This window comes from Kitasatospora sp. NPDC018058, from assembly GCF_044327205.1.
Classification (GTDB): Bacteria; Actinomycetota; Actinomycetes; order Streptomycetales; family Streptomycetaceae; genus Kitasatospora.
The window spans coordinates 202831-224686 of the sequence record NZ_JBIRFA010000010.1 but is presented as its reverse complement, the minus strand read 5'-3'; the positions used below and the strand labels follow the sequence as shown (position 1 = coordinate 224686).

At 73.8% G+C, this 21856-nt stretch carries 15 protein-coding genes; 9 read left to right on the top strand and 6 right to left on the bottom strand.

Annotation, left to right across the window (positions count from 1 at the left end):
- Position 1: 1 nt before the first annotated feature.
- Both treY and glgX read right to left on the bottom strand, forming a co-directional pair.
- A complete protein-coding gene (treY, locus tag ACH4E7_RS16950; protein ID WP_396249826.1) occupies positions 2–2422 on the bottom strand; it encodes a malto-oligosyltrehalose synthase in 2421 nt (806 codons plus the stop codon).
- 175 nt (positions 2423–2597) lie between these two features.
- Positions 2598–4721 carry a glycogen debranching protein GlgX gene (gene glgX / locus ACH4E7_RS16945; RefSeq protein WP_396249825.1) on the bottom strand — a complete coding sequence of 708 codons (2124 nt, stop codon included), beginning with the start codon at positions 4719–4721 and terminating at the stop codon, positions 2598–2600.
- A gap of 381 nt (positions 4722–5102) precedes the next feature.
- Here glgX and ACH4E7_RS16940 point away from each other — a divergent pair, with 381 nt between their 5' ends.
- The 6 genes from ACH4E7_RS16940 (at position 5103) to ACH4E7_RS16915 (ending at position 11205) form a co-directional block, all read left to right on the top strand.
- The gene (locus ACH4E7_RS16940; protein WP_396249824.1) at positions 5103–6377 is read left to right on the top strand and encodes an SAV2148 family HEPN domain-containing protein; all 1275 of its coding nucleotides are present in this window, start codon (positions 5103–5105) and stop codon (positions 6375–6377) included.
- A gap of 66 nt (positions 6378–6443) precedes the next feature.
- Entirely contained in the window at positions 6444–6947 is a 504-nt protein-coding gene (locus tag ACH4E7_RS16935) for a GNAT family N-acetyltransferase (RefSeq protein WP_396249823.1), read from the top strand.
- Positions 6948–7008: 61 nt separating this feature from the next.
- Positions 7009–7776: an ABC transporter ATP-binding protein gene (locus ACH4E7_RS16930; protein WP_396249822.1), complete on the top strand. Its 768-nt coding sequence runs from the start codon at positions 7009–7011 to the stop codon at positions 7774–7776.
- On the top strand, positions 7773–9719 hold the full coding sequence (locus tag ACH4E7_RS16925; protein WP_396249821.1) for an FtsX-like permease family protein: 1947 nt from the start codon (positions 7773–7775) through the stop codon (positions 9717–9719). The genes ACH4E7_RS16930 and ACH4E7_RS16925 overlap by 4 nt, the downstream gene beginning before the upstream one ends.
- Positions 9720–10018: 299 nt before the next feature.
- A complete protein-coding gene (locus ACH4E7_RS16920) occupies positions 10019–10747 on the top strand; it encodes an exonuclease domain-containing protein (protein ID WP_396249820.1) in 729 nt (242 codons plus the stop codon).
- Positions 10744–11205, top strand: a complete 462-nt coding sequence (locus ACH4E7_RS16915) for a GNAT family N-acetyltransferase (protein WP_396249819.1) — start codon at positions 10744–10746, stop codon at positions 11203–11205. Before ACH4E7_RS16920 ends, ACH4E7_RS16915 begins: the two co-directional genes overlap by 4 nt.
- 110 nt (positions 11206–11315) lie before the next feature.
- Here the strand turns inward: ACH4E7_RS16915 and ACH4E7_RS16910 are convergent, their stop codons facing one another.
- The 3 genes from ACH4E7_RS16910 to ACH4E7_RS16900 form a co-directional block, all read right to left on the bottom strand.
- Positions 11316–12320, bottom strand: a complete 1005-nt coding sequence (locus tag ACH4E7_RS16910; protein WP_396249818.1) for a polysaccharide deacetylase family protein — start codon at positions 12318–12320, stop codon at positions 11316–11318.
- A gap of 170 nt (positions 12321–12490) precedes the next feature.
- On the bottom strand, positions 12491–13384 hold the full coding sequence (locus ACH4E7_RS16905) for a phosphotransferase enzyme family protein (RefSeq protein WP_396249817.1): 894 nt from the start codon (positions 13382–13384) through the stop codon (positions 12491–12493).
- A gap of 117 nt (positions 13385–13501) precedes the next feature.
- On the bottom strand, positions 13502–15736 hold the full coding sequence (locus ACH4E7_RS16900) for an MMPL family transporter (protein ID WP_396249885.1): 2235 nt from the start codon (positions 15734–15736) through the stop codon (positions 13502–13504).
- A gap of 557 nt (positions 15737–16293) precedes the next feature.
- Between ACH4E7_RS16900 and ACH4E7_RS16895 the strand changes: the two genes are divergently transcribed.
- From ACH4E7_RS16895 to ACH4E7_RS16885, 3 genes are all read left to right on the top strand, one after another.
- Complete coding sequence (locus tag ACH4E7_RS16895; protein WP_396249816.1) at positions 16294–18492, top strand: MMPL family transporter; 2199 nt, start codon at positions 16294–16296, stop codon at positions 18490–18492.
- A 316-nt stretch (positions 18493–18808) separates the two neighbouring features.
- Entirely contained in the window at positions 18809–19015 is a 207-nt protein-coding gene (locus tag ACH4E7_RS16890) for a cold-shock protein (RefSeq protein WP_207816199.1), read from the top strand.
- Between the two features lie 168 nt (positions 19016–19183).
- On the top strand, positions 19184–20896 hold the full coding sequence (locus ACH4E7_RS16885; RefSeq protein WP_396249815.1) for a DEAD/DEAH box helicase: 1713 nt from the start codon (positions 19184–19186) through the stop codon (positions 20894–20896).
- A gap of 75 nt (positions 20897–20971) precedes the next feature.
- Here the strand turns inward: ACH4E7_RS16885 and ACH4E7_RS16880 are convergent, their stop codons facing one another.
- Entirely contained in the window at positions 20972–21826 is an 855-nt protein-coding gene (locus ACH4E7_RS16880; RefSeq protein WP_396249814.1) for a helix-turn-helix transcriptional regulator, read from the bottom strand.
- Between the last annotated feature and the right edge of the window lie 30 nt (positions 21827–21856).

The following is a 21856-nucleotide window of genomic DNA, read 5'->3' as shown; positions in this document are numbered from 1 at the left end:
CTCAGCCCCTCCTCGTCAGCAGTGCCACCGGGTAGGTCGCCAGCAGCTCCGCCACCGGCACCGCTCCGGCGGGGAAGCCGCGCAGCGTCAGCTCGTCCGTCCAGTCCCCGCCCGCGGGCAGTTCCAGGACGGTGTCCCGCCAGCCGCCCGCCCGCGCCAGCCCGTACGGCAGCCGGGTGACGGCGGTGACCACGTCCTCGCCGCGGGCGAAGGCGAGCAGGTGGTCGCTGGAGAGGTCGACGGCGGTCAGCGGGCGGTAGGCGCCGAGCGGGCGGGAGCGGCGCAGGTGCAGGGCGGTGGTGGTCAGGTGCAGCTTCTCCCGGGCGAGGTCGCCGGGGCGCGCGGTGGCCGAGTCGGTGAGCCGCACGGCGAGCGCGCCGAGGTCGACCACGCCCCGGTTGTCCGGGTCCACCAGGGTGTAGAGCGGCTCCTCGCTGCCCTGGTAGAGGTCGGGGACGCCCGGGACGGTCAGGTGCAGCAGTGCGGCGGCCAGGGTGTTGGCGCGGGCGTACGGGGCGAGCGCGTGCACCCGGCCCTCGATCCGGGGGAGCAGCCCGGGGTTGCGGTAGACGGCGCGGGCCCGCTCCTCCAGCGCCTGTTCGTAGTGCGGGTCGGGGGCGGTCCAGGAGGTGTGCAGCTTGGCCTCGCGGGCGGCCTTGAGCAGGGCGGCGACCAGCCGGTCCGGGTCGATCGGCCAGGCGGCGACCAGGGTGTGCCAGAGCAGCCAGTCGGCATCGCGGTCGAAGCCGGGCCCGGCGGCGGTGGACCAGGCGGCGGCCTCGGCGGCCCAGGCCGCGGGCTGCTCGGCGAGTACGGCGAGCCGGGCCCGGGCGTCGGCGCTGCGCTTGGTGTCGTGGGTGGAGAGCACGGTCATGCTGTGCGGCCAGGTGCGCTCCAGGTACTGGCACCAGTCGTGGAACTCGGCCGGATGCAGCCCGGGCCGGGCGGGCTCGCCGCCGACCTCGTTGAGGCCGGGCAGTGCGTTCCAGCGGTAGAAGGCGGTGTCCTCGACGCCCTTGGCGGCCACCGCGGCGGCGGTCTGCGCGAAGCGCGCGCAGAACTCGTCCTTGTCCGGGCCGCGTCCCAGCTCGCCGAGGGCCAGCGCGGCCACCAGGCGCTCGGTCGGGTCGTCGGCGCCGGCCGTCTGCAGCGGGTCGTCGACGGCGGGCTCCCCGGGCCGCGCGTACGGCCGGTACACCGGGTAGTCGGTGAGCAGCCGCCGCAGTGCCGCGCGCAGCTGCCAGGGCGCGTGGTCGGTGTGCGCGGGTTCGGCGGCGCCGACCCGCAGCGCGATCCGCACCAGCCGCTCGACCTCGGCGGCCAGCTCGCCGCCCGGCCCGGTCATGTCGGCCCGTCCGCGCCGGGCGGCGGCGACCGCCGGGTGGGGGTCCTGGCACAGGTCGCGGATCGGACCGCCGTGCAGGAAGGACTCGTACGCCCCGGCCAGCAGGCAGGCGCCCGCGTGGTCGGTGAGCACGCCGTCGATCCGGCGCAGCGCGTCGTAGCCGGTGGTGCCGGCCACCGGCCAGTCCTCGGGCAGCCGCTCCTCACCGGTGAGGATCTTCTCGACCACGGTGTACGCGCCGCCGGTGGCCTCGGCCAGGCGGCGCAGGTAGCCGTGTGGATCGGCGAGCCCGTCCGGGTGGTCGATCCGGAAGCCGTCCAGGATCCCGTCGGCGTGCAGCCGCAGCAGCACCGCGTGGGTGGCGGCGAACACCTCGGGCTCCTCGACCCGGACGGCGATCAGCTCGTTGACGGTGAAGAAGCGCCGGTAGTTGACCTCGGTGCGGGCCAGCCGCCACCAGGCGAGCCGGTACCACTGCCGGGCCAGCAGTTCGGGCAACGGGAGCCCCGAGGTGCCCGGCCGCAGCGGCAGCTCGTGTTCGTGGTAGCGCAGCACTTCGCCGTCCACCGTCAGCCGGTCCAGCACGGCGCCGAGCCGGTCGCCCAGCAGCGGCAGCAGCACCCGTCCGCGCTCGGGGGCGTCGGCGGGGCCGGGCAGGGCCGTCCAGTCGATGTCGAACCAGCGGGCGTACGGCGAGTCGGGCCCGTCCCGCAGCACCTGCCAGAGCGGCCCGTTGAGCCGCTCGGGGACGGGCACGGCCATGTGGTTGGGCACCACGTCGGCGATCAGCCGCAGCCCGTGCCGGTGCGCCTCGGCGGCCAGGGCGCGCAGCGCCGGCTCGCCGCCGAGCTGCTCGCTGATCCGGGTGTGGTCGACGGTGTCGTAGCCGTGGGTGGAGCCGGGGGCGGCCTGCAGCAGCGGGGACAGGTGCAGGTGGGAGACGCCGAGGGCGGCCAGGTAGGGCACGGCGGCGGTGGCGTCACGCAGGGTGAAGCCGGGCTGGAGCTGGAGACGGTACGAGGACGTGGGGACGGTGGCGGCCGGGCGGGGCTGCGTGGGCTCGGCGGCGGAGGTCATGTGTCCATAGGTACCCGGCCCGGCCCGCCGCCAAGACCCGCTGCTGGCCCGAACAGGTGAGCGCGAGCCCCCGGGGGCTCGTCGTCGAACCCCCGCCTGAGGGGCGACGCCGGGGCAGGACCCGGGGCCTGCCCCGGCGGATCTCACCGGGCCCGCGAGTCCGCCGGGGCAGGCCCTAAGCCGGCCGCTGCAGCACCATCAGCGAGCGGTCGGTGAGCCAGAGGACGTCCCCGGCCTTGACTCTCGCCCCCGTGCCCGGGGCGGGCAGCCGGGGCTGCGCGGTGTCGACCACGACCTGCCACTCCTGCCCGTGGTCGGCGGGCACGGTGAACTCCAGCGGTTCGAAGTGGGCGTTGAACATCAGCAGGAAGGAGTCGTCGACGATCCGCCCGCCGCGCCGGTCCGGTTCGGAGATGGCGTAGCCGTTCAGGAACACGGTCAGGGACTTGGCGTAGCTGGCGCCCCAGTTGCGCTTGGTCATCTCCTCCCCGCCCGGGGTGAACCAGGCGATGTCGGTGAGGTCGTCGTACCCGCCGGAGGCGGACACCGGCCGCCCGTGGAAGAACCGCCGCCGCCGGAACACCGGGTGGTCGCGCCGCAGCCAGATCATCCCCTGGGTGAACTCCAGCAGCCGCGACTGCGGCCCGTCGTCCTCGGGCCAGTGCACCCAGGTGAGCTCGTTGTCCTGGCAGTAGGTGTTGTTGTTGCCCAGCTGGGTGCGGCCGAGTTCGTCGCCGTGGGAGAGCATCGGCACGCCCTGGGAGAGCATCAGGGTGGCGATCAGGTTGCGCTGCTGGCGGGCGCGCAGGTCCTCGACGGCCGGGTCGGTGCTGGGGCCCTCGACGCCGCAGTTCCAGGAGCGGTTGAAGGACTCGCCGTCCCGGTTGTCCTCGCCGTTGGCCTGGTTGTGCTTCTCGTTGTACGAGACCAGGTCGCGCAGGGTGAAGCCGTCGTGGCAGGTCACGAAGTTGATGGAGGCGATCGGGCGGCGGCCGTCGTCCTGGTAGAGGTCGGAGGAGCCGGTGAGCCGGGAGCCGAACTCGGCGAGGGCCGCGTTCTCGCCGCGCCACAGGTCGCGCACGGTGTCCCGGTACATGCCGTTCCACTCCGTCCACAGCGGCGGGAAGTTGCCGACCTGGTAGCCGCCCTCGCCGAGGTCCCAGGGCTCGGCGATCAGCTTGGCCTGGGAGACCACCGGGTCCTGCTGGACCAGGTCGAAGAAGGAGGAGAGCCGGTCGACCTCGTGGAACTGCCGGGCCAGGGTGGCGGCGAGGTCGAAGCGGAAGCCGTCCACGTGCATCTCGGTGACCCAGTAGCGCAGCGAGTCCATGATCAGCTGGAGCACGTGCGGGCTGCGCATCAGCAGGCTGTTGCCGGTGCCGGTGGTGTCCTCGTAGAAGCGCTGGTCCCGGGCGAGGCGGTAGTAGGAGACGTTGTCCAGGCCGCGCAGCGACAGCGTCGGCCCGAGGTGGTTGCCCTCGGCGGTGTGGTTGTAGACGACGTCGAGGATGACCTCGATCCCGGCCGCGTGCAGCGCCTTGACCATGGACTTGAACTCCTGCACCTGGTGGCCGCGGTCGCCGGTGGAGGAGTAGGAGGAGTGCGGGGCGAAGAAGCCGATCGTGTTGTAGCCCCAGTAGTTCGACAGGCCGAGGTCGCGCAGCCGGTGGTCGCGGACGAACTGGTGCACCGGCATCAGCTCGATCGCGGTGACGCCGAGCTTGGCCAGGTGCTCGATCACCGCCGGGTGGGCCAGCCCCGCGTAGGTGCCGCGGATCTCCTCGGGGATGCCCGGGTGCAGCTGGGTGAGGCCCTTGACGTGGGCCTCGTAGATGACGGTGCGGTGGTAGTCCGTGCGCGGCGGGTGGTCGGTGCCCCAGTCGAAGTACGGGTTGATCACCACCGAGTGCATGGTGTGCGGGGCGGAGTCGAGGTCATTGCGGCGCTCGGGGGCGCCGAAGTGGTAGCCGTAGACCGACTCGTCCCAGTCGATGTGCCCGCTCATCGCTTTGGCGTACGGGTCCAGCAGGAGTTTGGCGCTGTTGTGCCGCTGGCCGAGGCCCGGGTTGTACGGCCCGTGCACGCGGAAGCCGTAGCGCTGGCCGGGCTGGACGCCCGGGAGGTAGGCGTGGCGGACGAAGGCGTCCGTCTCGCGCAGTTCGACGGCGGTCTCCGAGCCGTCCTCGTCGATCAGGCACAGCTCGATCCGGTCGGCGCTCTCCGAGAACACCGCGAAGTTGGTGCCGGCCCCGTCGTAGGTGGCGCCGAGGGGGTAGGGCTTACCGGGCCAGACCTGCATGAGTCATCAACTTCCTTGCTGCCGACCAAAACTGACTTATAGTCCGAAAATCTGCCCGGACCCGGACGCTCTCTTCCCGGCCGGGCGGCCGGGCATGTGCGACGCTCGCGCGCCGTGACGCAACGCACAGCCCGCATACTCCCCGAGCCCTCCCCCGGCGGCCGGGAGATAGCGCCGGGGTTCGCCCGAACGGGTGTCCGGCGGCCGATCTTGTGAAGAGAAGGGGCCGGCGGTACGGGAGGGGCCCTCGGGCAACCGGCTGCGGGCGGCTCGCGGCGGGCAGTACCCTTGATCGTCCGGCCGCCCCGGCGGACTATCGACAGTCCGTCAACGGTCCCCGCGCCCGCGGGGGTCGGCCGCAGCAACCAGATGAGGTGGCGCATGGTGTTCCCCGCCGGCGGCCGTGGCCCCGGGCCCGACGGCCCCGACCGGGGCGGTGCCCGCAGCGAGGCGCCCACGATGGTTATGCGCCCCACCCTGACCGGCCGCGCCCTGGTGCCCGCGCAGGGCGGCCCGGTCGAGGTCCCCGCGCTCGCCTGGTCGGCCGGCGAGTGGGAGGACGCCTACCAGCGGGTGCGGCTGTCCGGCCGCGCCTACGTCTGGCTCAACCTGGTCGAACAGCGGCTGCGCTCCCTGGTCGACGAGGTGCTGCACCCCATCTACGCCCCCGCCCACGGCGAGGACTGGGTCACCGCCGCCGCCGGACCGGCCGGCGAGGAGTGGGCGCACCGGGCCGGCGCCGTACGCGAGGTCAGCCGCCGCAAGGGCTACCTGCTCGACCCGGCCGACGACGACCCGCTGGTCTTCCTCACCCTGCCCCAGCTGCGCGAGCTGATGGTCCAGCACTGGCCCTGCTTCGAGCCGTACCTCGCCGACCGGCGCGAGATCGAACTCGCCCTGGACGAGCTGGAGGTGGCCCGGCACGTGGTCTCCCGCAACCGGGTGCTCACCCAGACCGTGTTGGCCCAGACCGAGCGCGCCGCCGCCCGGCTGCTCGCCGTCCTGGACGGCGGCGCGGGCGGGGTGCCCGCCGACGTGGTGGAGTCCCTGGTCGCCGGGCGGTACGCGGACGTGGTCGCGGTGCACGCCGACCGGGTCCGGCTGCAGCGCGACCTGCCGGTGGAGGACCTGCTCGACGGCGCCCGGCGGCTCGACGCGCTCGGCATCGGCCTCGGCATGCTCTGCCAGAACTACACCGGCAAGCGCCTGGTGCGCCTCGCCGGCGAGGGCTGCCGGGTCCGGCTGCTCTTCCTCAATCCGGCGAGCAGCGCGGTGCGCCGCCGCGAACGCGAACTCGGGCTCTCCCGCAGCGAGTTGTCCCGCTCGATCGAGATGAACATCATGCATGTGCGCCGGGTCCGGGCCCGGCTGCGAGACCAGGGCGGCTTCGAGATCCGGGTCTTCGACGAGACCCCGCGCTTCACCGCCTACCTCGTCGAGGGCCCCCGCCCGACCGGCCAGGTCGGCGGCCGCCGGCAGAGCCGGGACCTCGGTGTCATCCAGCCCTACCTGCGCCGCTCCCGGGGCATGGAGTCCCCGGCCCTGATCCTGCGCGGCGGCGCCGGCCAGCAGCCGGGCGGCACCGAGCCGGGGCTGCTGGAGGTCTACCGCGAGGAGTTCGAAGGGGTCTGGGCGGACTCCCGGTCCGTATCCTGAGCAGTGTTCTTCAGGGATGAGGGGGCCGCTGGTCAGGGCGGTGTGGACGCTGGAAGACTGCGCGGCGTGAACAGCCTCCCCGCCTGGACCCTGGAACCCGCAGGCCCCGCAGACCTCGAACCCGTCGTCGAGCTCAAGGCCCAGGTCATGCGCGCCGACCTGGAACGCCTCGGCCGCTGGGACCCGGACCGGTCCCGGGAACGCGTGCGGAAGTCCTTCTCCACCCGGTACACCTCGGTGCTGCTGGTCGAGGGGGCCTTCGCCGGCTGCGCCACGATCCGCCCCGACGAGCAGGGCGGGCGCCACCTGGAGCTGTTCTACCTGGCCCCGCACCTCCAGGGCCGCGGCCTCGGCACCGCCGTGCTGCGCCACCTCCTCGCCGACGCCGACGCCGCCGGGGAACCGATGCGCCTCGTCGTCCTCCAGGGCGGCGCCGCCCGGCGGCTGTACGAGCGGCACGGCTTCACCGTCGTCCACGAGGACCCGATCGACGTCTTCATGCTCCGGGAGCCGGCGCCGCCCGCGGGTACCGGCCCGGACGCCGATGTCCTCGCCGGGCCCGCCGCCTGACGGAGGATCACCTGGTGCAGTAACGATTCACCCAAGTCAGCTGGCCTGTGCGACTTCGATCATGGTAGGTGTAGCCCCCGTGGAGATCACGGGGGAGAGCGGGGCCGTACTGCGCCTCGAAGACGTACACCGCACCTACGGAGCCGGGCCGGAGGCCGTACGGGCGCTCAGGGGGGTGGACGTCGCCTTCGACCGCGGCACCTTCACCGCGGTCATGGGGCCCTCCGGCTCCGGCAAGAGCACGCTGCTGCAGTGCGGCGCCGGCCTCGACCGGCCCGACAGCGGCCGGGTCACCCTGGACGGGACCGACCTCGCCGGGCTGAACGAGACCCAGCTGACGGTCCTCCGCCGACAGCAACTCGGCTTCGTCTTCCAGGCGTTCAACCTGGTCGGCTCGCTCACCGCGGAGCAGAACGTCGGCCTGCCGCTGCGCCTGGCCGGACGCCGCCCCGACCGCGCCGAGGTGCACCGCGCGCTCACCCAGGTCGGCCTCGGCGAGCGCGCCGGCCACCTGCCCTCCCAGCTCTCCGGCGGCCAGCAGCAGCGCGTCGCCATCGCCCGCGCCCTGATCACCCGGCCCCGGATGCTGTTCGCCGACGAGCCGACCGGCGCCCTGGACAGCTCCAGCAGCCGCGACGTGCTCGCCCTGCTGCGCGACCTGGTGGACCGTGAGGGCCAGAGCACCGTCATGGTCACCCACGACCCGGTCGCCGCCTCCTACGCCGACCGCGTGCTCCTCCTCGCCGACGGCCGGATCGTCGACGACATCCCCCACCCCACCGCCCAGCAGGTCGCCGAGCGGATGACCGCGCTGGAGACGGTCGCATGACCTCGCTCGGCACCCTCCTGCCCGTCGCCGCCGCCAGCCTGCGCCGCCGGAAAGCCGCCTTCGCCGGCTCGTACGTCGCCCTCACCCTCGGCGTCACCCTGGTCGCCACCACCGGCAGCCTGCTGGGCGAGACCGCCGGGGACGACTCCCCGCTCGGGGCGCCCTCGCTGCACAAGGTTCTCCAGTTCACCTCCGCGATGGCCGCCTTCGTCGCGGTCTTCGTCGTCGTCGGCACCTTCGCCTTCGCCGTCGCCCAGCGCCGCCAGGAGATCGCGATGCTGCGCGCCGTCGGCGCCACGCCCCGGCAGATCGTCTGGCTGATCACCGGCGAGGCCGCCGTCGTCGCCCTCGTCTCGGCCGTCAGCGGCTGCCTGCTGTCGCTGCCCGGCGCACCCGCGCTGGCCGCCTGGCTGGTGGACCGCGGCGCCGCGCCCGAAGGGTTCACCGCGCGGCCCGCCGTCGGCCCGATGCTGCTGGCCGCCGCCGTCGGCCTGCTGGTCGCCCTGCTCGGCGCCGTCACGGCCGCGCTGCGGGCCGGACGGGTGCGCGCCGTGGAAGCGCTCGGCGACGCGGCCGTCGACCACAGGGTCATGACCAAGCCGCGCTGGACCTTCGCCCTGCTCGGGCTGCTCGCCCTGGCCGGCAACGTCGGCTACTACCTGTCGGCGTCCACCATGCCGCCCGCCCCCGGCGACCAGCCGGACGACCCGCAGCTCGCCTCCCAGTGGGTGCTCGGCGCCGACCTGCTCACCATCACCGCGCTCGCCCTGTTCGCGCCGGTCGTCGTCCCGCCGCTGGTCCGGCTGCTCAGCGCGCCGCTGGCTCGCCTGACCGCCGCCGCCCCGCTGCTGGCCCGGCAGAACGCGCTCACCGCCGTGCGCCGCACCGTCTCCACCGCGACCCCGGCCTTCCTCACCATCGCGCTCACCGGCACCGTGGTCGGCTCCACCGCCGCCTTCGCCGACGCCATGACCGCCCAGGGCAAGGCCACCGCGGCCGCGCGGTACGTGCTGCGCCCCGGCGCCGCGCCGCTGCCCGCCGACGCCGTCCACCGGCTCACCGCCGGCACGCCCGGACTGCACGCCACCGCCACCACCTCCACCGTGGTCATGGGCCTGGGCGCCGACCGGCCCGCCTTCGACGACCACGGCGAGGACTCGGCCGCCGGCGTGCCGTCCGCCGCCACCGTCGTCGACGGCGACCTCGCCGCCGCCTGGACCCTGCCCGCCGTCGAGGGCAGCGCCGCCGAACTGCGCGGCGCCACCCTCGCCGCCTCCACCGACCAGGTCCGCGGCCACGGCTGGAAGCTCGGCGACCAGGTCAACCTGCGGCTGGCCGACGGCACCGTCACCAGCCTGCGGCTCGCCCTGGTCTACCGCACCCAACTCGGCCTGGACGAGGTCCTGCTCAGCGGCGAGGCCGTCTCCGCCCACCTGCCCGGCGCCCGCCCCGGGGCCGTCCACCTGAGCGCCGAACCCGCCGACCGGCTCGGCGGCGTGCTCACCGACGCCCACGCCCCCGGGCCCGACCCGAACGCCCACTACGCCTGGATCGCGACCACCACCATCCTCGGCCCGGCCCTGCTCTACGCGCTCATCGCCATCGTCAACACCATGGTGATGAGCACCGCCGACCGCCGCTGCGACTTCACGGTGCTGCGGCTGGCCGGGACGGTGCGCCGTCAGGTGCTGCAGATGGTCGCGCTGGAGGCCGTCCTGGTCGTCGCCACGGCCGCCGCGCTCGCCCTCGCCGTCACCGCGCTCACCCAGTACGGCACCACGGCGCTGCTCAACCACCGCATCCTGGCCGGGCAGACGAGCGTCGGGCTCGACCTGCCCTGGCTGCCGCTCGGCGCGGGCGCGGGCGTCTGCCTGGTGCTCGCCGTCACGGCCAGCCTGCTGCCCAGCAGGCTCGCCCTGGCCGGGCCGGCGGCGGCGCGCTAGGCCCGGCCGGTCATCGTCCGGGAGGACCGTTCGGCCCCGGCACGCTCCCGAGCGCGCCGGGGCCGCCCCCGTCCGGGCGGGCCCGGCTGCCACGGGTGGTTCGCAGCCGTCGACGGACACTCCCAACCTGCCGTCGGAAGGGGGGAGTCGTACCGGCCGGGGCGCCGTCGGCCACCGGCCTGCGTCCCCCCTCCCGGCCGCGGCTGAGCAGCCGGGCCGACTCCCCGGTAGGCCGGGTTGTCGGTGGGGCGGGTGATGATAGGGGCTGTTTCGAGCGGTTGGACGAAAGGACACACCTGATGAGCTGGTGGCAGCAGCCACTGGTCGGCTTCGACCTGGAGACCACGGGCACCGACCCGGCCGTGGACCGCATCGTCACGGCCGCGCTCGTGGACACGGTCGGCGCCGTGCGAGTGGAGGCCGTCAACTGGCTGCTCGATCCCGGGATGCCGATTCCCGCCGAGGCGGAGGCGATCCACGGGATCGGGGACGAGCTGGCCCGCGGCAAGGGGCGGCCGGCCAAGGAGGCGGTGGAGGAGATAGCCGCGGCGCTCTGCGAGCGGATCGCGGCCGGGCGGCCGGTGGTGGCGTTCAACGCGCCCTTCGACCTGTCGCTGCTGGACGCGGAACTGCGCCGGCACGGGCTGGCGACGCTGGCGGAGCGCCTGGGCGGGCCGGTCGGGCCGGTGCTGGACGCGCTGGTGATCGACCGGGCCGTGGACAAGTACCGCAAGGGCTCGCGCACCCTGCAACGGGTGTGCGAGGTGTACGGGGTGGAGCTGACGGACGCTCACGAGGCGGGCAGCGACGCGCTGGCCGCCGTACGGGTGGCCGTCGCGCTGGCCGGGCGCTATCCGACCGAGGTGGGGGAGGTCGCGCCGGCCGAGCTGCACCGGCGGCAGATCGACTGGTACCGCGAGTGGGCCGAGGGGCTGCAGGCCTGGCTGCGCCGCGGCAAGGACCCGCTGGCCGTGGTCGACTCGCGCTGGCCGTCCAGATCGACGGATCTGCCGGACGCGGCCGGATGACCGTACGCCTCGCCCGCCCCGGCGACCTGCCGGGCTTCCTCGCCCTGGCCGCCGAGGTCGAGCACTGGTTCGGCCCGATGGTGGCCGAGCCCGGCTTCCACCGGGCGGTGGGCAGGAGCATCGACCGGGGCCTGGCCACGGTCGCCGAGGACGGCCGAGGTGTGCTCGGCGGCCTGCTGTTCGGCGACCGGCCCCCGCTGCACCACCTGCACTGGCTGGTGGTCGCCGAGCGCGCCCGGGGCACCGGCGTCGGCCGCGCCCTCGTCGAGGACGCGCTGCGCCGGCACGTCCGCGCCCCGGCCACCGTCGAGGTGGTGACCTTCGGGCCGGACCACCCCGGCGCGGTGACCAGCGGCGCCCGGGTGTTCTACGAGCGGCTGGGCTTCACCCCGGCCGAGCCCGCCGCCCCCGGGCCCGAGGGCGGCTCCCGCCAGGTCTACCGGCTGCACGTGGCCTGACCGCTACTGCGGACCCAGCCCCGCCGGATGCGTCGTGCCCGCCGGGCGGACGAACACGTGCGGTCCGTCGGGCGGCGGGGCCCACCTTTCGCGGGGTAGCCCCAACTGCCTTATACGGCGGGGAAGTCGAAGGTGTACCCCTGCGCGATCAGCCACGGCAGCAGCTGCTTGAGCGCGGCCACGGTCTGGCTGCGGTCGCCGCCGCCGTCGTGCATCAGGATCACGCCGCCGGGCTTGAGCTGGCTCTGCACGGTGGAGACGATCGCGGGCACGCCCGGGCGGGACCAGTCGCGCGGGTCGACGGACCAGGCGAGCGAGGACATCCCCAGGCCCGCGGTGATGTGCTCGTTGTCCGCGTTGAAGCCGCCGCCGGGGGCGCGGAACCAGGTGACCTGGGTGCCCGGCCCGCCGGCCTGGACGATCATGTCGCGGGCGGCGGTGACCTCGTACACCGCCTTGTCGTGCGGGAGCTTCGCGAACGGCTGCGGGTGGTGGACGCTGTGGTCGCAGAGCCGGTGCCCCTCGGCGAGCACCCGCTTGACCATGGCCGGGTTGGCGGCGGCGTTCTGGCCGACCTCGCAGAAGGTGGCCTTGACGTGGTACTGGGCGAGCAGGTCGAGGATCTGGGGGGTTGCCGGGCCGGGGCCGTCGTCGAAGGTGAGCGCGACGGTACGGCCGCCGGAGGCGGTGGAGCCGATCACCGTGCCGGCCCCGGCGTGCGCGGGCGGCGCGGCCGGGGTGGCCGTGACGGGGGTGGCCGTGACGGGGGCGGTCGCGTCGGGCGTGGGGCTCCCGGTGGGCGACTTCGGGCTCTTCGGCTTCCCGGAGACCGGTGGGACCGCCGAGCCGGTGCCGCCGGCGGCGTCCGAGTCCGAGGTGGGCGCGATGGTGGTCGCCGCCGTCCCGGTCGGCTGCTGCGGCGAGGCGACGCCCGCGGACTGGCCGCCGGCCGGCGACGGCGCGTTGGCGCTCGGCGACTGCAGGGCTCCGCTGGCGGTGCCGCACGCGGACAGGCCCAGGAGGGCGGCCACCGCGACGCAGCCCGCGATCAGCTGGCGGCGGCCACGGGTCGGGCGGGTCGGGAGGGACGGGCGACGGGTGGCGGTCGCGGGCACGCGGCGGCTCCTGAGGTACGGGATGGGGGCCGATTCCTCGGTCAGGATGACTGTCCGATAGGACGCCGATCGTACGTGCCCAGGTTGCGCGCCGGACCGATCCGGCTTAAGAGCCTTCTCACACTCGCCCGGCTTGGCGCCCGCCCCTCAGTCGAGGTATCTCCGCACCGTCAGAACGGGTACCACCGCACCTCGGCGGCCCCCTCGCGCAGCGAGTCCACCCGGCGCCGGAACTCCGCCAGCGCGGCCGGGTTACTGGCCGCCTGCTGCGCCACCCAGGAGGCGCTGGCGGTCTCCCGGGCCCCGCGCAGCACCGCGAATCCGGGCCAGTCGCGCACGTCCCAGCCGTACGCCTCGGTGAACGCCCGGTACTCCTCGCCCGGCACGCCGTACCGGTCGTGGCTGAGCGCGAGGACCACCAGGTCGTGCTCGCGCAGGTCGTGCGAGACGTTCTCCAGGTCGAGCAGCACCGGCCCGTCCGGGCCGACGTGGACGTTGCGCGGCAGCGCGTCGCCGTGGATCATCCCGGCGTGCAGCCGCGGGGCGAGGTCGGGCAGGGCGGCCTCGAAGGCGTCCCGGCGGTGCCGCAGGAAGGCGACGTCCTCGGGGTCGACGTGGCCCTCGGCGGAGGCCAGCCAGCGCTCGACCGGCTCCAGCAGGTCGCGCCGCCCGAGCGGGAAGGGCGGCAGCGGCAGCCGGTGCAGGGCGCGCAGCAGCGGGGCGAGGTCGGCCGGGCGGGCCGGGCGGACGGCGGGGGCGAGCCGGTGCCAGAAGGTGACCGGGTGCCCGTGGGCGAGCTGCGGCTCGGGCGCCACCTCCCGGTACGGGCGGACCACCGGGACGCCCCGGCCGGCCAGCCAGTGCGCGACGGTCAGCTCGCGGTGCGCCCGGTCGTACAGCTCGGGACCGCGGCCGACCTTGGCGACCACGGCCGGGTCGCCGAGGTCGAAGACGGCGTTCTCACCGAGCGCGAGCAGCCGGGCACCGCCGGGGCCGGGCAGTCCGGCGGACTCGCAGGCGTGGGCGAGCAGCAGCCTGGCGCGGCCCTCGTCGAAGGGGATCATGGCTGGGCTCCGTTCCGCCGGCGGTCATCCGGAGGGCCCCGGACGGTGATCATCATGACGCACGGAGGCCGGGCCCCGCGCGCTGCGGGACCCGGCGTCGGTGTGAACGGAGAGGCCTCAGACCTCGACCCGGCGGTGCCCGGGGCCGTCGGCCGGCGTGGTCGGCCGCTCCTGCGGGGCGCGCCCGGCGCCGACCGGCGGGACGGACTCGCCGTGCGAGAGGTTCGGCAGCCAGCCCAGCCAGCGCGGCAGGTACCAGTTGTGTTCGCCGAGCAGGCTCATCACCGAGGGCAGCAGCACCGCGCGGATCACCGTGGCGTCGATCAGCACCGCGACCGCCAGGCCCACGCCCATCTGCTTCATCGCCTGCATGGACAGGGTGCCGAAGACCGCGAACACCGCCACCATGATCACCGCGGCGCTGGTGACCACCCCGGCCGTGGAACGGATGCCGTGGGCGATCGCGGCCCGGGTCGGCAGGCCGCGGTCCCGGCCCTCCTTGATCCGGGAGACCACGAAGACGTGGTAGTCCATCGAGAGCCCGAAGAGGATCACGAAGAGGAACAGCGGCACCCAGGACTCCACCGCGCCGACCCCGGCGGTGCCCAGGAGCGAGGCGCCCACGCCGTGCTGGAAGACCAGGGTCAGCACCCCGTACGCGGCGCCCACCGAGAGCAGGTTGAGCACGACGGCGGTGACGGCGATCGCGAGTGAGCGGAAGGAGGTGAGCATCAGCAGGAAGGCGAAGGCGACGACGAAGCCGAAGACCAGCGGCATCGAGCCGGTCATCTTGGCGTTGAAGTCGTACGACCCGGCGGTGCGGCCGGTGACCGGGGCCTCGGTGCCGGGCACCGTGAGGACGGTCGCGGGCACCAGGTCCTCGCGCAGGGTCTTCAGTGCGTCGTTGCTGGTGGCGTCGTTGCCGGTGCCGTTGAGCGGGATGTCGACGGTGGCGACGTTCCGGTCGGCGTGCACCGTGACCCCGATCGGGCCGTGCATCCGCCCGCTGGCCAGGGCCCTGGCCTTGAGGTCGGCGATCGCGGCGGTCATCGCGGGGGAGGAGATGTCGGCGGCCTTGACCACCACGGTGGCGGGGGCCGGGCTGCCGGGGAAGGCGGCCTCGATCTTCTGTGAGGCGGCGACCAACTCGTTGCCCTCGGGCAGCTGCTGCTGGAAGGTCAGGTTGGCGGTGTGCATGGTGAGCAGCGGTGCGGCCAGGCCCAGCAGCACGGCCCCGGCGAGCACGGTGGAGGCCAGCGGGCGGCCCAGCACCGGGGTGAGCACGGCGTTCCAGAACCGCCCGCCGGTGCGGACGGCGTCGGGGCGGCGGAGCTTGGCGAGGAAGGGCAGCCGGCCCTTCTCGACCCGGTCGCCGAGCATGGAGAGCAGTGCGGGCAGCACGGTGAGTGAGCCCAGCACGGCGGTGATCACGACCACGATGGTGGCGTAGGCCATCGCCCGGAAGTCGGCGATCCCGGTGAGGAACATGCCGGCCATGGCGACCACCACGGTGACGCCGGAGACCAGCACGGCCCGGCCGCTGGTGGCGGCGGCCACCGTCAGCGCGGTGGCCGCGTCGCGTCCGGCGGCCCGCTCCTCGCGCTCGCGGCGCAGGTAGAAGAGGCAGTAGTCGACGCCGACGGCGAGGCCGACCAGCAGCATCACCGAGCTGGCGTCGTTGCTGGTGTGCAGCAGGCCGCTGCTGAGCGCGACCAGCCCGCCGGCCGCGACGAAGGCGGTCAGCGCGAGCACCACCGGCAGGACGGCGGCGACCAGCGCGCCGAAGGCGATCAGCAGGATGCCGAGTGCCAGCGGCACGGCCGTCCACTCGGCGCGGGCGAAGTCGTTCTTGAACTGGTCCTGGATCCACTTGCCGGAGCTGGCGTCGCCCAGCTCGACCACGGTGAGGTCCGGGTGCTGCCGCTGCACCCCGGCGACCGCGTCCATGACGGACTGGACGCCGTCGACGGCCTCCTCCCGGTCGCCCTTGAGGGTGAGCAGGACCAGGACGGAGTGGCCGTCCCGGGAGACCGCCTTGGTGTCGTAGGGGGAGCGGACCTCGGCGGCCTTGCCGGTGCCGTCGACGGCGGCGACCACCTGGGAGACGACGGCCTTGAAGTCCGGATCGTCGGCGCTGCGGGTGGTGCTCTGGACCAGGACGGTCTCGCTCGCGGGGCTCTTCAGCCCGGCCTCGTCGAGGATCTTCGCGGCGCGGGAGACCTGGCCGGGCATCGACTCGGACTCGGTCACCTCGGTGCTGCCGTGGACGCCGCCGAGCACGGCGGCCAGGACGACGAAGAGCAGCCAGCCGAAGACGGCGGTCTTTCTGTGTCGGGCGCTCCAGGCGCCCATCGCGGCAGCCGTGCCGAGTCTGGTTTTCACGGGAGGTCCCCCCTGGGAGAGCGGCGGTGGGTCGCCGAGGTGAGCGGCGGTGGCCCGATCGCCCCGACCGCCGGGAATGTGTCCGCCGGGTACCGCGCCGGCGTCACAACCGACAGTAGGGAAGCGGGGGTTGAGCGGTAATCCGGCTGGCGGGTGAGCGCGCCCTGGTGCTCGCCTCGGGGGCGGGGTGGGGTTTTCCCTACCCCGCGACCCTGACGCCTCCTCCTCGGAGGTAGGGGGCAGACTCCACCCTGAGGGGGAGGTGTCTCCACCCGGAGCACGAGGTCAACCGGGGTCCGCCTGGGAGAAACTGGGTCGGGGCCGGTTCGGGGCGGCCCCGTACGGGGGTTGGAACACGGGGGCTCCTTGCCGGGCGGCAAGCGCGTACTCGTAGGATGGCGCCCACATTCACTTACCTGCCGACCGGCAAGGGAGCTGCCTCGCGCGCTTCCCGTGCCGGTCCTTACCGTTGCCCAGCGTCCCGTCCCCCAAGGGCTGCGGTGAACCATGCCCAGGAGGCATCGAGCATGTTCCACCGACTAGGACAATTCGCCGTACGCCGCGCTTGGTGGGTGATCGCCGCGTGGCTCGTCGCAATGGTCGCCATCTTCATCTCCTCGCCCAAGGTGAGCTCCCAGACGGACGAGGCGTCGTTCCTGCCCAAGCACTACGAGTCCATCCAGGCCGCAGAGGTGCAGGCACGGGCCTTCCCGGCCGCCTTCACGCCCGACGCCCTCATCCTCTTCGAGCGCAACGACGGCGCCGCGCTCACCGACGCCGACACCAAGGCCATGGGCAAGCTGACCCAGGACCTGATGGCCAAGAAGATCGACGGGGTCGAGACGGTCAACCCGCCGGTCGAGAAGCTGGGCTACTCGCAGGACCACAAGTACGCGATGGGTACGGTCGCCATCGCCAAGGACAAGCAGCAGGACCCGAACGTGATCGTGGACGTCGCCAAGGCGCTCCGCGACGACGGCAAGGAACTGGCCGCCGGCACCGACCTGAAGTTCCAGCTGGGCGGCTCCGCCGGCCAGGCCCTGGACCAGAAGGAGTCCTCCAACGACACCGAGGGCATCATCACGATGGCCACCCTGCTGCTGGTCATCGTGATCGTCGGCATCATCTTCCGCAGCGTCCTGGCCGGCCTGCTGCCGATCCTGGTCTCGCTGATCATCGCCCTGCCCACCTCCATGGGACTGATCAACTACGCCACCAAGGCCTTCGACCTCAAGAGCACGGCGATCCTCACGCCGATCCTCATCGTCGTCGTGCTCGGTGTCGGCACCGACTACTTCCTCTTCCTCGCCTTCCGCTACCGCGAGCGGCTGCGGGCCGGTGAGGAGCGCAAGGACGCCGTCGTCAGCGCCGTCGGCCGGGTCGGCGAGGCGATCGCCTCCGCGGCCGGCGCCGTCACCATCGCCTTCGCCGCGCTGATCCTCTCCAGCCTCGGCATGTTCCAGGCCCTCGGCCCGGCGCTGGCCATCGCGGTCGTCGTCACCGCCCTCGCCTCCGTCACCCTGGCCCCGGCGCTGCTCGCCGTCATCCCGGCCCGCGGCGTCTTCTGGCCCGGCAAGAAGTGGATGCGCGAGCCCAGCGACGCGCGCTTCACCGCGCTCGGCCGGGTCGTCCAGAAGCGCCCGGCGCTCACCGCCGTCGCCTCCGGCGGCGTGCTGGTCGCCCTGGCCTTCGGCGCCCTGGGCTACAACGGCCTGTTCGACATGGCCGGCAGCTCGATGCCGAAGGAGAAGGAGTCGATGGTCGTCCAGGACAAGATGTCCACCGCCTTCTCCAAGGGCGCGGCCTCTCCCAGCCAGGTCTTCCTGAGCAGCACCGACGGCAAGAAGCTCGACCCGGCCTCCTTCCAGGCCTACGCGGACAAGCTCCATGGCGTCGCCGGCGTCGCCCAGGTGTTCCCGCCCTCTCCCGCGGGCCAGAACAAGACCATCAGCGACGACGGCACCACGGCCCAGTTCACCGTGATGCTCAAGGACGAGCCGGCCAGCAACGAGGCCATCGACACCGTCACCGAGCTGCGCGAGGTCGCCCACGGCCAGGCCCCGGCCGGCACCGAGGCCAAGGTCGGCGGCCTCAGCTCGGTGTTCAAGGACATCAACCTGGCGATGACCCACGACTACAAGCTGGTCTTCCCGATCGCCGGGCTGCTCATCCTGCTCATCCTGGCGCTCCAGCTGCGCAGCGTGGTCGCCCCCTGGTACCTGATGGCCTCGGTCGGCCTCGGCTTCGGCGCCACCCTCGGCGCCACCACGCTGCTCTTCCAGAAGATCGGCCACGAGACCGGCCTGATGTTCATGATGCCGATCCTGATCTACCTCTTCGTGGTGGCGATCGGGACCGACTACAACATCCTGATCATCGCCCGCCTGCGCGAGGAGGCCCGCGCGGGCCGCTCCCCGCGCGAGGCGGCCCGCGAGGCGCTGCGCCACGGCGGCCCGACCGTCGCGGCGGCCGGCTTCATCCTGGCGGCCTCGTTCGCGACCTTCATGCTCGCGGGCAACACCTTCATGATGGAGTTCGGCTTCGCGATGGCCTTCGGCATCGTGCTGGCGGCCTTCGTGATGGCGATGTTCTTCACCCCGGCGCTCACCGCGTTGATCGGCAACAAGGCCTGGTGGCCCGGCCACGGCGGCGACGCCCGCCCCGGCCACGGCCCGGCCCCGCTGGCCGACGCCCACGGCGTGCCGGAGCCGGCCGGTCGGCGCTGAACCCGGCACCCGGCCACGGCCTGAACACGGGCTGAACGGCAGGCGGCGCCCCGCTCCGGCGGGGCGCCGCTCCCCGTTTCCCGGGGGCGGCAAACGTGATCTGTCGGGCAGAAAAGTGCCCGGTCAATCGGGGTGTCGCCGTGCTACAGTCGAAGCAGTTGCAGTTTTGGTTCCCATGAACGCTTGTGTGCGCCTGATGGTCCCAACCAACAGGCGCATTTGTTTTGTCCGGTGTTTCAGTCTCCGGATGGGGATCGCGGCTACTCCGGGATTCACGAGGTGTGAATCCCTGATGCCCCAATAGGAGGAGACGGTTATGGCTACCGGCACCGTGAAGTGGTTCAACAGCGAAAAGGGCTTCGGCTTCATCGAGCAGGACGGCGGCGGCCCGGACGTGTTCGCCCACTACTCGAACATCCAGGCCCAGGGCTTCCGTGAGCTCGTCGAGGGTCAGCGCGTCGAGTTCGACGTGACCCAGGGCCAGAAGGGCCCGCAGGGCGAGAACATCCAGGTCATCGGCTGACGTCAGTCACCACGCTGACGCGCGATCCTGTGATCTCGTGAAGCGGGGGCCCGCACCGCTCGACGGTGCGGGCCCTCGTTCATGCCGCCGAACGGCCGGGGCGGCGCACTCCAATCCGACGGCCGACCAGCCCGCACCCCGGGCTGCGGACCGATGGACGGAGACCCCATGACCACCCCTGCCCGCCCGCCGCGCGACCGCGGCTCCCGCACCGGCGACCAGCACCGCCCGGCCGACCAGGGCCGCCGCACCGACCGCCCGCGCCGCAGCGGGGAGAGCGCAGAGCGCCCCCGCAAGCCGCGCAGCCGCGCCGGTGCCCCCAAGGCCGGCACTCTCAAGAACGCCCGCACCACCGCCGCCGAGCCCGCCGACTTCACCGTCGTCGAGGGCACCCCGGCCCGGCCCCCGGCGGCCACCTTCGCCGAGCTCGACCTGCCCAAGGCGATCCTCACCGCGCTCACCCGCGAGGGCGTCACCGAGCCGTTCCCGATCCAGGCCGCCACCCTGCCCGACTCGATCGCCGGCCGCGACGTGCTCGGCCGCGGCCGCACCGGCTCCGGCAAGACCCTGGCCTTCGGCCTGCCGCTGCTCGCCCGCACCGCCGGCCGCCGAGCCGACGCCCGGCACCCGCTGGCGCTCGTCCTGGTGCCCACCCGTGAGCTCGCCCAGCAGGTCACCGAGGCGCTCACCCCCTACGCCAACGCCGTCAACCTGCGGATCACCACCGTCGTCGGCGGTATGGGGATCGGGCGGCAGGCCAACGCGGTGCGCCGCGGCACCGAGGTCCTGGTCGCCACCCCCGGCCGACTGGACGACCTGATCGGGCGCGGCGACGTCAACCTCTCCGACGTCGCGATCACCGTTCTCGACGAGGCCGACCAGATGGCCGACATGGGCTTCCTGCCGCAGGTCAGCAAGCTGCTGGAGCAGGTCGCCGAGAACGGGCAGCGGATGCTCTTCTCCGCCACCCTGGACCGCAACGTCGACCGGCTGGTCAAGCGCTTCCTGAACGACCCGGTCACCCACTCGGTCGACCCCTCGGCCGGCGCGGTCACCACCATGGACCACCACGTCCTGCAGCTCGAGCCGGCCGACAAGGCCTCCACCACCGCCCACATCGCCTCCCGCGACGGGCGCGTGATCATGTTCGTGCACACCAAGCACGGCGCCGACCGGCTCGCCAAGCAGCTGCGCGCCAGCGGCGTCCAGGCCGCCGCCCTGCACGGCGGCAAGTCCCAGCCGCAGCGCAACCGGGTCCTCGACCAGTTCCGCGACGGTGAGGTCAGCGCGCTGATCGCCACCAACGTGGCCGCCCGCGGCATCCACATCGACGGCCTCGACCTGGTCGTCAACGTCGACCCGCCGATCGACCACAAGGACTACCTGCACCGCGGCGGCCGCACCGCCCGGGCCGGCGAGTCCGGCACGGTCGTCACCCTCGTGCTGCCCGAGCAGCGCCGCGAGGTCAACCGGCTGATGACGGTCGCCGGGATCCGCCCCACCGTCACCAAGGTCCGCCCCGGCGACGCCGACCTGGCCCGGATCACCGGCGCCCGTACGCCCAGCGGCGTCCCGGTCCCCCTGGCCGTCCCGGCCGCCGCGGCCGTCGCGGACAAGTCGGCGGCGGAGAAGCCGGCCGACGGCAAGGCCGCGACCCCGCGCCGCCGCCCCGCCAAGCGCTCCGGGCTGCCCACCGACGTCGACATGAACGGCAACCCGCGCCGCCCGCGCCCCAAGCAGCGCCTCGGCGCGGCCGGCCAGGGCGAGCGGCCCCAGGCCGCCGGCTTCATCGGACGCTCCTCGGGTCGGGCCAAGCCCGGCAGCGGCTCCAAGTCCGGCTCCAACTACGGGACCGGGCGCCAGCGGCGCAAGGCCGACTGACGGTTGTCGTCGGGGCCCCTCGCGGTGAGGGGCCCCGGGCCCTTCGCGGTGAGGGGCCCCGGGCCCTTCGCGGCGTCAGGTGGTCACGGCCGCGGCGGCGGGTGCCAGCCTCCGCAGCCGCTCCGACGTCTCCGGATCGCGCGGCGCCATCACGATCAACTGCAGCCCCTCGGCGGCCAGCAGCACGTGCTGGTCGATCCGCAGCTCGCCCAACTCCTCGTGGCGCACCACCTTCTCGGCACCCGTACGCTCCGCGACCTGGTGCTCGTCCAGCCAGCGCTCCGCCTCCGGGTGCTCGCTGCGCACCTGCTGGATCATCCGGCCCAGCCGGCGGCCCACCGCCGTCGCCTCCCCGCCGCGCTCGGCGTAGGCGGAGCGCAGCTGGGCCAGGAAACGGCGGGCGTGCTCCTCCCAGTGCTCCACCCGCCGCCGGTGCAGCGGGTTGCCGAACACCACCCAGGCCAGGTTGCGCTCCTGCGGCGGCCGGGCGGACAGCCCGAACAGCGCGTCCGCGCCCGGATTCCAGGCCCGCACATCCCAGTTGGCGTCCATCACCCAGGCCGGCGACGGCCACTGGGCGTGCATCAGCCGCAGCAGCGCCGCCGGGACCTCGGCGGCCGCGGTCACCTCGCCGTCCAGCGGGTGGCTGCTCGCCAGCCGGAACAGGTACGCCGTCTCCGCCCGGTCCAGCCGCAGTGTCCGGGCCAGGCTCGCCAGCACCTCCGGGGACGGGTGGATGTCCCGCCCCTGCTCCAGCCACGTGTACCAGGTCACCCCCACCCCGGCCAGCAGCGCCAACTCCTCCCGCCGCAGCCCCGGCGTGCGCCGCCGAACCCCCGGCGCCAGCCCCACGTCCTGCGGCGTCAGCCGGGCCCGCCGGGTGCGCAGGAAGCTCGAAAGCTCCGCGCGGCGCTCCTCCACCTCGTTCATGTCCCCCGCCCTTCCTGGTGGTCGAACTAC